General features: G+C 67.3%; 7 protein-coding genes. All 7 read left to right on the forward strand.

Annotation, left to right across the window (positions count from 1 at the left end):
* A partial coding sequence (locus ACLQ62_RS00285) for a DALR anticodon-binding domain-containing protein (RefSeq protein WP_411719657.1) occupies positions 1 to 322 on the forward strand: 322 nt, incomplete at its 5' end.
* 1 nt (position 323) lies between these two features.
* Positions 324 to 1,142, forward strand: a complete 819-nt coding sequence (locus tag ACLQ62_RS00290) for a DUF2993 domain-containing protein (RefSeq protein ID WP_411719658.1) — start codon at positions 324 to 326, stop codon at positions 1,140 to 1,142.
* A gap of 143 nt (positions 1,143 to 1,285) precedes the next feature.
* Positions 1,286 to 2,689, forward strand: a complete 1,404-nt coding sequence (gene lysA, locus ACLQ62_RS00295; protein WP_411719659.1) for a diaminopimelate decarboxylase — start codon at positions 1,286 to 1,288, stop codon at positions 2,687 to 2,689.
* The gene (locus ACLQ62_RS00300; protein ID WP_411719660.1) at positions 2,686 to 3,993 is read left to right on the forward strand and encodes a homoserine dehydrogenase; all 1,308 of its coding nucleotides are present in this window, start codon (positions 2,686 to 2,688) and stop codon (positions 3,991 to 3,993) included. The genes lysA and ACLQ62_RS00300 overlap by 4 nt, the downstream gene beginning before the upstream one ends.
* A 2-nt stretch (positions 3,994 to 3,995) precedes the next feature.
* Complete coding sequence (thrC, locus tag ACLQ62_RS00305; protein ID WP_411719661.1) at positions 3,996 to 5,078, forward strand: threonine synthase; 1,083 nt, start codon at positions 3,996 to 3,998, stop codon at positions 5,076 to 5,078.
* On the forward strand, positions 5,075 to 6,070 hold the full coding sequence (gene thrB / locus ACLQ62_RS00310; protein WP_411719662.1) for a homoserine kinase: 996 nt from the start codon (positions 5,075 to 5,077) through the stop codon (positions 6,068 to 6,070). The genes thrC and thrB overlap by 4 nt, the downstream gene beginning before the upstream one ends.
* 306 nt (positions 6,071 to 6,376) lie before the next feature.
* Positions 6,377 to 8,614, forward strand: a complete 2,238-nt coding sequence (rho, locus tag ACLQ62_RS00315; protein WP_411719663.1) for a transcription termination factor Rho — start codon at positions 6,377 to 6,379, stop codon at positions 8,612 to 8,614.
* Positions 8,615 to 8,710 lie beyond the last annotated feature (96 nt).

Raw genomic sequence — 8,710 nt, forward strand, 5'->3', positions numbered from 1 at the left:
GGTCGCCGGGGTCGACCGGAGCGCCTTCGTCCCCGAGCTCCTCGAGCACGAAACCGAATCCGCGCTGCTCGGTGCCCTGCAGGAGTTCCCGCGCATCGTTGCCCAGGCCGCTGAACTGCGCGAGCCGCACCGGGTCGCCCGGTTCATCGAAGAGGTCGCCGGTCTGTACCACCGCTGGTACGACAACTGCCGGGTGATTCCGCTCGGCGACGAGGCGATCGGCGATGTTCACCGCAGCAGGCTGTGGCTCAACGACGCCACAGGCCAGGTGGTCCGCAACGGACTTGACCTTCTCGGCGTTTCGGCTCCGGAGCGGATGTAAGGTGGCCAATCCCGACGGCTGGACGCAATTGCAGCAGCGGGCGGAATCCGACGGCGAACCGGTGCGGAAGCCGCCGCGCAGGAGGGCTCTGACCGCACTGGTCATCCTCGTCGTCGCGGTTCTCGTCGTCGTCGGTGGTGCGTTCCTCGCTGAATACATCACCCGTGGCGTCGCCGAGGACACCGTGGCCGCCGCCGTCGAATCCAATCTGCCGGCGAACGTCGACGGCACCGTCGATGTGGACATCGCCGGGGATTGGGTGCTCCTTCAGCTGTTCAGCGGACGGTTGGAGGAAGTGACCCTCTCGTCCGACGACGTCCGCTTCGACGGCATCCCCGTCGAAAAGATGACGGTGACGGCATCCGGAGTTCCGATCGACCTCAAGGCCGCCGTCGAGGACATCGACGCGACAGTGACGCTCGACGAACCGGCGCTCAACGAACTGCTCACCCTGCCGGACAACGACGCGGCGATCTCGCTCGGCGACGACGGGGTCGGCTATGAGAACTCGACGACGGTGTTCGGGGTGCCCATCGGTTACCGCGTGACCGCCTCGCTCTCCCCGGACGATACAGATGTTCTCGTCACCCCACAGGGTGCTGAGGTGACGTCCTCCGTCGGCAACCTCGACCTGACCAGCGTCGTCGACCGGGTCGTCGGCTCCGAACCCCTACGCATCTGCCTCGCGGAAAAGCTTCCAGCGGGAGTCTCGATCTCAGCCATCGAGGTACGGGACGGCGTCGCAACGCTGAGCCTCGCGGCATCCGACTTCACGCTCTCGGGCAGCTCATTCCGGTCGACGGGGGAGTGCCCCGCCTGACGGATGCCGCCGGCTGGATACCCTGCCCCGCATACGCTGCGTGCCACAATTTCACGAAAGGGCCACGAGCTCTCGATAGAATCGAACTGTCTCCACCGCTCACCCGCGCGGTAGTCCCCCCTCCGCACGATTGGTTTCCTGCCGTGGCTTCTCACCCACTTGCCCCGTCATGGTTGCGCGCGCCCGACGACGCGAATGCACTCGCCGAAGCGGTCTGGCCCGCCCATGTCTCCCGGGCGGCGACCGGCGAGCTCACCGTCGCCGGTGTCTCTGCCCCCGACATCGCCGCCCGGTTCGGCACCCCGGTCTACGTCGTCGATGAAGCGGATGCCCGCGACCGCGCCGCAGGCGTTCTCGCCGCCTTCCAGCGCGAGTTCGCAGCGGTCGGCAGCTCGGCCACCGTCTACTACGCCGGAAAAGCGTTCCTCTGCACCGAGGTGGCCCGCTGGGTGACCGAGGCCGGACTCAACATCGATGTGTGCTCAGGCGGGGAACTCGCCGTCGCCCTCGCCGCCGGGGTCGACGCCTCCCGCCTCGGCCTCCACGGGAACAACAAGTCCCTGGCCGAGATCGACCGTGCCGTCGAAGCCGGCATCGGTGCGATCGTCGTCGACAGCCTCCAGGAGATCCCGCGCGTCGCGGCAGCTGCCGAGCGTCACGGGCGCAAACAGCGGGTTCGTCTTCGGGTCAACAGCGGCGTGCACGCACACACCCACGACTTCCTGGCCACGGCACACGAGGACCAGAAATTCGGACTCCCGCTCGAGCACGCTGCAGACGCCGTCGCGAGCATCCGGGGTTTCGACTCGCTCGATTTCCTCGGCCTGCACTGCCACATCGGCTCGCAGATCTTCGGAGCGGACGGATTCGCTGAGTCCGCCGCGCGGCTGCTCGCCGTGCACAGGGACCTCCTCGCGACCGGCCCCGTGCCCGAACTCAACCTCGGTGGCGGTTTCGGCATCGCATACACCGACGCGGACGACCCCACTCCGATCGACGAGCTCGCCAGGGAGATTGCACGGATCGTCGCCACCGAATGCGACCGCCTCGGCGTGCCCATTCCCCGCGTCGCCTTCGAACCGGGCCGCGTCGTCATCGGTCCGAGCACGTTCACGCTGTACGAGGTCGGAACGACCAAGGACGTCGAACTGCAGACGGATGCCGGCGGCTCGGCCACGAGACGCTACGTCAGCGTCGACGGCGGAATGAGCGACAACGCCAGGCCTGCGCTGTACGGCGCCGATTACTCCGTCCGGCTGGCCGGCCGCACATCCGACGCGGAACCGGTGCTGATCCGCCTCGCCGGCAAGCACTGTGAATCCGGCGACATCGTCGTCCAGGACGACTACCTCCCCGGCGACGTCGCCCCCGGTGACCTCGCCGCCGTCCCAGCGACCGGGGCCTATTGCTGGTCTCTCGCGAGCAACTACAACTACCTGGGACGCCCGCCGGTCGTCGCTGTCCGAGATGGTGTCGCCCGTGTGATCGTCCGGGGCGAGACCGAAGCCGACCTGCTGGCGCGAGACGCCGGATTGGATGCACGATGACCGAATACCGCACTGTCCGAGTGGCGCTGCTCGGGGCCGGCTCCGTCGGCTCCCAGGTGGCGAGGTTGCTCCTCGCCCACGGGAACGAACTCGCCGCGCGCGTCGGCGCGAGGCTTGAACTCGTCGGCATCGCCGTCCGCGACCTCGACGCACCCCGCGACGTCGAGCTGCCCCGCGAGCTGCTGACGACGGATGCCGAATCCCTCGTCGTCGGCGCGGACATCGTCATCGAACTCATCGGCGGGATCGAACCGGCCCGCACGCTCATCCTGCAGGCCATCCACGCCGGCGCCGATGTCGTCACCGGGAACAAGGCGCTGCTCGCCGCCCACGGCCCCGAACTCTTCGACGCCACCGAACAGGTCGGCGCCGAAATCTACTACGAGGCTGCCGTCGCCGCTGCGATCCCGATCATCCGGCCGCTGCGTGACAGCCTCGCCGGTGACAACGTTCAACGCATCCTCGCGATCGTCAACGGTTCGACCAACTTCATCCTCGACCGGATGGACCGGTTCGGCGACACCATGGAAGCCGCCCAGAAGACGGCGTTCGAACTCGGGTTCCTCGAAGCCGACCCCACCCTCGACGTCGACGGCTACGACGCCGCCCAGAAGGCCACCATCCTGGCCAGCCTCGCGTTCCACAGCACGGTCCCGCTGGAGGGCGTCTACCGTGAGGGCATCGCCGACATCACAGCAGCCCAGATCGACGCCGCGCGCACGGCCGGCTACGTCATCAAACTGCTGGCCATCGCCGAACGGATCACCGCTGACGACGGCACCGAGGGGATCTCGGCACGCGTGTACCCGGCGCTCGTCGCCCGCGAACATCCGCTCGCCGCCGTGCACGGAGGAAACAACGCCGTCTTCGTCGAAGCCGAAGCCGCCGGGCCCCTCATGTTCTACGGCGCAGGCGCCGGGGGAGTGCAGACGGCATCGGCCGTCCTCGGCGATCTTGTCTCGGCCGCCCGCCGCCACATCGCCGGCGGCCCCGGCCTCGGCGAGTCCACCCACGCCGACCTCCCCCTGCTTCCCATCGGCGCAGTCATCACCAAGTACCAGATCACCCTGCGGGTGAGCGACCTGCAGGGGGTCCTCGCCGAGGTGGCGACGATCTTCGCCAATGGCGGAGTCTCGGTCGAGACCGTCGAACAGTCGGTCGACTCGGTTGACGGGGGCACAGCGTTCCTCGTGATCGGCACACACGCCGCTCGCGAGCACGCGCTTCAGGCCACCGTCGCGGCCCTGAAGGCCAGCGACGTTGTGAATTCAGTTGTCAGTGTTCTACGAGTAGAAGGAGTCTAAATATGGCGAAGCAGTGGCGTGGAGTTCTGCACGAGTACGCAGACCGTCTCGATGTGACCGACAAGACCCCCATCATCAGCCTGGGTGAGGGCGGCACTCCGCTCATCTACGCGGCGGCGCTGTCCGCGCGCACCGGTGCGAAGGTGTGGGTCAAGTACGAAGGCATGAACCCGACCGGTTCCTTCAAGGACCGCGGAATGACCATGGCAGTGTCCAAGGCAGTCGAGGCGGGAGCGAAAGCAGTCATCTGCGCCTCCACCGGAAACACCTCAGCATCCGCGGCCGCGTACGCAGCCCATGCAGGTATCACCGCCGCCGTCCTCGTCCCGGAGGGCAAGATCGCCATGGGCAAGCTCGCCCAGGCGATCGCCCACAACGCCCAGCTGATCCAGGTCCAGGGCAACTTCGACGACTGCCTCGACATCGCTCGGGAACTCTCGGCGAACTACCCCGTTCACCTTGTGAACTCGGTCAACAACGACCGAATCGAAGGCCAGAAGACCGCCGCATTCGAGGTCGTCGAAGTTCTCGAGGACGCCCCGGACTTCCACTTCATCCCCGTCGGCAACGCCGGCAACTACACCGCGTTCACGCGCGGTTACTCGGAGGAACTCGACCGAGGCATCAGCACGAGACTGCCCCGGATGTTCGGATTCCAGGCTGCAGGAAGCGCGCCGCTGGTGACCGGCAGCGTCGTGAAGAACCCGGAGACGGTCGCCAGTGCCATCCGCATCGGCAACCCGGCGTCGTGGGATCTCGCACTCGCCGCCCGGGAAGCGACCGACGGGTACTTTGGGGCCATCGAGGACGACATGATCCTCGCGGCACAGCGCATCCTGTCCACCGAGGTCGGCATCTTCGTCGAACCGGCCTCAGCGATCAGCGTCGCCGGCCTGCTCGAGCGAGCGGAAGCCGGGCACGTGCCAGCAGGATCGACCGTCGTGCTGACCGTCACCGGCCACGGCCTCAAGGACCCGCAGTGGGCGCTCCGCAACGCCGACGGCGGCGACATCACTCCAACCATCGTCCCGGTGGACGTCAACGAGGTCGCCAGCGTCCTCGGGCTGGCCAAGGGCTCCGCGTGAGCCTGACGGGCCGCTCCGTCACGGTTCGCGTTCCGGCCACATCGGCCAATCTCGGGCCCGGCTTCGACACGCTCGGGCTCGCCCTCAGCGTCTACGACGAGGTCACGGTCACCGTCCGGGATGAGCCAGGCGCTTTCGTCGAGATCCACGGCGTCGGCGAGTCCGTCGTACCCACCGACGCGTCCAACCTCGTTGTCCGATCGCTCGTTCACACGTTCGAAGCGATGGGTCAGCCGGTGCCCGGCGTGAACCTCGTAGCCTCCAACGTCATTCCGCACGGCCGCGGCCTGGGTTCGTCAGGGGCTGCCGTCGTCGCCGGAATCGTCGCTGCCAAGGGGCTCCTGGACGGGATCGTCGACATCGACAGCGACACGCTCCTGCGGCTCGCCACCGAACTGGAGGGGCACCCGGACAACGTGGCGCCCGCCCTGTTCGGCGGGCTGACCATCGCGTGGGTCGAAGAAGCGGGTCCTCAGCACAAAAAGCTCCTCGTGCACCGCGGTGTGTCACCGCTGATCCTCGTTCCCCAGCACACGCTGTCGACGAAACTGGCGCGAAGCCTCCAGCCGGCCAGCGTGCCGCACGAGGATGCCGTATTCAACGTCTCCCGGTCCGCTCTCCTGATCGCCGCCCTCACGCAGAGCCCCGAGTTGCTCTTCGCGGGCACGGAGGACCGGCTGCACCAGAGCTATCGGGCTTCTGCCATGCCGGAGACCGACCGGCTGGTGACGCTCCTCCGCTCTCACGGCCACGCCGCTGTCGTGTCAGGCGCCGGCCCGTCGGTCCTCGTCCTCGCAGACGGCCCCGGCCGGCGGCTCGAAGCGGCCGAACTCGTCGCCAGGGAGTCCGAGACTCCGTGGGAGAGCTTGCTGCTCGCTGTGGATGTCCGTGGCGCAACGCGAAGCGTTGCGAAAAGCGGCAGCCAGTCCTCAGGGAATCTCGAAAACGTGACGGCGACCCCCAGCCACGCGCAAGAAGATGGTTGGGGATAGCAGTCATCCTTCGTAGATTGCCTCACTAAGGGCTGCCGCCTTTCAGAACGCTCCGCGTTCTGGGGGTGCGGCCGGTTGGTGCGGAAGTGATAGAGTTGGCTCGATCCCGACAGGCAAGCCGAATAGGCAAATCTGGCCTTCGGGTGATTTCTGCAAACCCAACGCCATCGCCGACTGCATTGTGTGTCTCTGTTCTGGGGCACATACGGCGCGCAGGGTGCGAGTCAATCTGACGGACGCTCCTGCCCACGCGATGTGCTCTCCTGACGCGTATTCCGCGGTTCAGGGGGAAGGAACCCACTCCCAGTGACCAATGTCAACATCCGTTTCGATACGGAATCAGGCGCAAACCTGACCTCCCTCAAGGTCTCAGACCTTCAGCTGCTCGCCAGCCAGTGGGGTATTCAGGGCGCATCCAAGCTTCGCAAGGGGGAACTCGTGGAGAGAATCTCAGAGGCTCAGGCCGCTGCCGAGGTCGACGGGGCGATGGTGCCCGTCGTCCCCGAGGCCGACGCTCTGACCGAATCTCAGGCTGAGGCTCCGGCGCAGGTCGAAGCTCCCGCCGTCGTGGAGGCCCCAGCCATCGTGGCTGAGCAGCCGCAGGCCGAGGCTCCCGCGGAGCAGTCCGCCCCGGTAGCCCGGAAGCGCGCACCGCGACGTGCGACGACGCAGTCGGCGAAAGAGGCGGCCCCCGCCGCAGCACCCGGCAACAACGAACTCGATGCCGCCGCTGCAGCCGCTCCGGCAGCTGAGCTCCCGGCAGCCGATGTCGTCGCAACCGAGCCGGCCGAGGCGGCACCCGCCGAGCAGAAGCCGGCCGAGTCCGGCGACGAGGCGGGCGCGCAGCGTCCCAAGAAGAACAACCGGCGCGGACGCGGCTCGAGGGCTGACCGTGCCGAGGCCGAATCGGCGGAGCAGTCCGAGGAATCGGCCGACGTCGAAACCGAGTCTTCCGAGCAGGGCGAGTCCGACGACTCCTCCCAGGAACCACGCCAGGGACGCGGGCGCAACCGCAACCGCAGCCGCAACAGCGACCAGGCGCAGGCGACGGACGAAAAGCAGGGCGGCCAGAATGACCGCAACCGCAACACCGATCGTGGCGCCAACGCCGGCAACGACCGTTCCGACCGCAACAACGACCGCGCCGAGCGCAACAACAACGAGCGCGGCAACGAGCGCAACGCCGGCAACGAACGCCAGGCCGAGCGCGACAACGACCGTCAGGGCAACGACCGCCAGGGCAGCCGCGACCAGCAGCGCGAGCAGCAGGACGACGGCAGCAGGAACGGCCGCAACCGGTACCGCGACCGCAAGCGCCGCGGCGGAACCGACAGTGCCGACTTCGAGCCGGAGATCTCCGACGACGACGTGCTCCTCCCGGTCGCCGGCATCCTCGACGTTCTCGACAACTACGCTTTCGTGCGCACGTCCGGCTACCTGCCCGGTTCGAACGACGTCTACGTCTCGCTCGGACAGGTCAAGAAGTACAACCTGCGCAAGGGTGACGCCGTCGTCGGCGCCATCCGCCAGCCGCGGGAGAACGACACCAACGCTCGCCAGAAGTACAACGCGATCGTCAAAGTCGACTCGGTCAACGGCCAGAGCGTCGACGAGGCAGCCGCGCGAGTCGAGTTCGGCAAGCTCACCCCGCTCTACCCGCAGGACCGCCTGCGGCTCGAGACGGAGCAGGGCAAGCTCACGCAGCGCATCATCGACCTGATCGCCCCGATCGGCAAGGGACAGCGCGGCCTCATCGTCGCACCGCCCAAGGCAGGCAAGACGATCGTGCTCCAGCAGATCGCCAACGCCATCTCGATCAACAACCCTGAGGTCCACCTCATGGTCGTTCTCGTCGATGAGCGTCCTGAGGAAGTCACCGACATGCAGCGCACGGTGAAGGGTGAGGTCATCGCCTCCACCTTCGACCGTCCTGCCGAGGACCACACGACGGTCGCCGAGCTCGCCATCGAGCGTGCGAAGCGCCTCGTCGAGCTCGGTCATGACGTCGTCGTGCTGCTCGACTCGATCACGCGTCTCGGCCGTGCGTACAACCTGGCGGCCCCGGCCTCCGGTCGTATCCTCTCCGGTGGTGTCGACGCCGCGGCGCTGTACCCGCCGAAGCGCTTCTTCGGTGCTGCACGCAACATCGAGAACGGTGGCTCGCTCACGATCCTCGCGACCGCCCTCGTCGAGACCGGCTCCAAGATGGATGAAGTGATCTTCGAGGAGTTCAAGGGCACCGGCAACTCGGAGCTGCGCCTCTCGCGTCAGCTCGCAGACAAGCGGATCTTCCCGGCCGTGGACGTCAACGCGTCCTCCACGCGCCGCGAGGAGATGCTGCTGGCCCCCGACGAGGTCAAGGTCACCTGGAAGCTGCGTCGTGCCCTCGCGGGTCTCGACCAGCAGCAGGCTCTCGAGGTCGTCCTCGGCAAGCTCAAGGAGACCACGTCCAACGTGGAGTTCCTCGTCCAGATGCAGAAGTCGATGCCGGCACCCGTTGCGGGCACCGGTCACAGCCACGGCCACGAGCGCGACCACCGCTAGCTGAGCTGACGAACCCGTTTGCTCCGGCAGGCACCTCTTGGGGTGACCAGCCGGAGCAGGCGGGTTTTCTCATTGGTCAGGTGGCAGGATGAAAAT

It is taken from the genome of Mycetocola sp. (assembly GCF_046716805.1).
Classification (GTDB): Bacteria; Actinomycetota; Actinomycetes; order Actinomycetales; family Microbacteriaceae; genus Mycetocola_A.

What these genes read in the sequence shown, in the direction of transcription:
- thrC (WP_411719661.1), top strand. Translation starts at nt 3,996, where the DNA reads ATGGCGAAGCAGTGGCGTGGAGTTCTGCACGAGTACGCAGACCGTCTC.
- ACLQ62_RS00300 (WP_411719660.1), top strand. Translation starts at nt 2,686, where the DNA reads ATGACCGAATACCGCACTGTCCGAGTGGCGCTGCTCGGGGCCGGCTCC.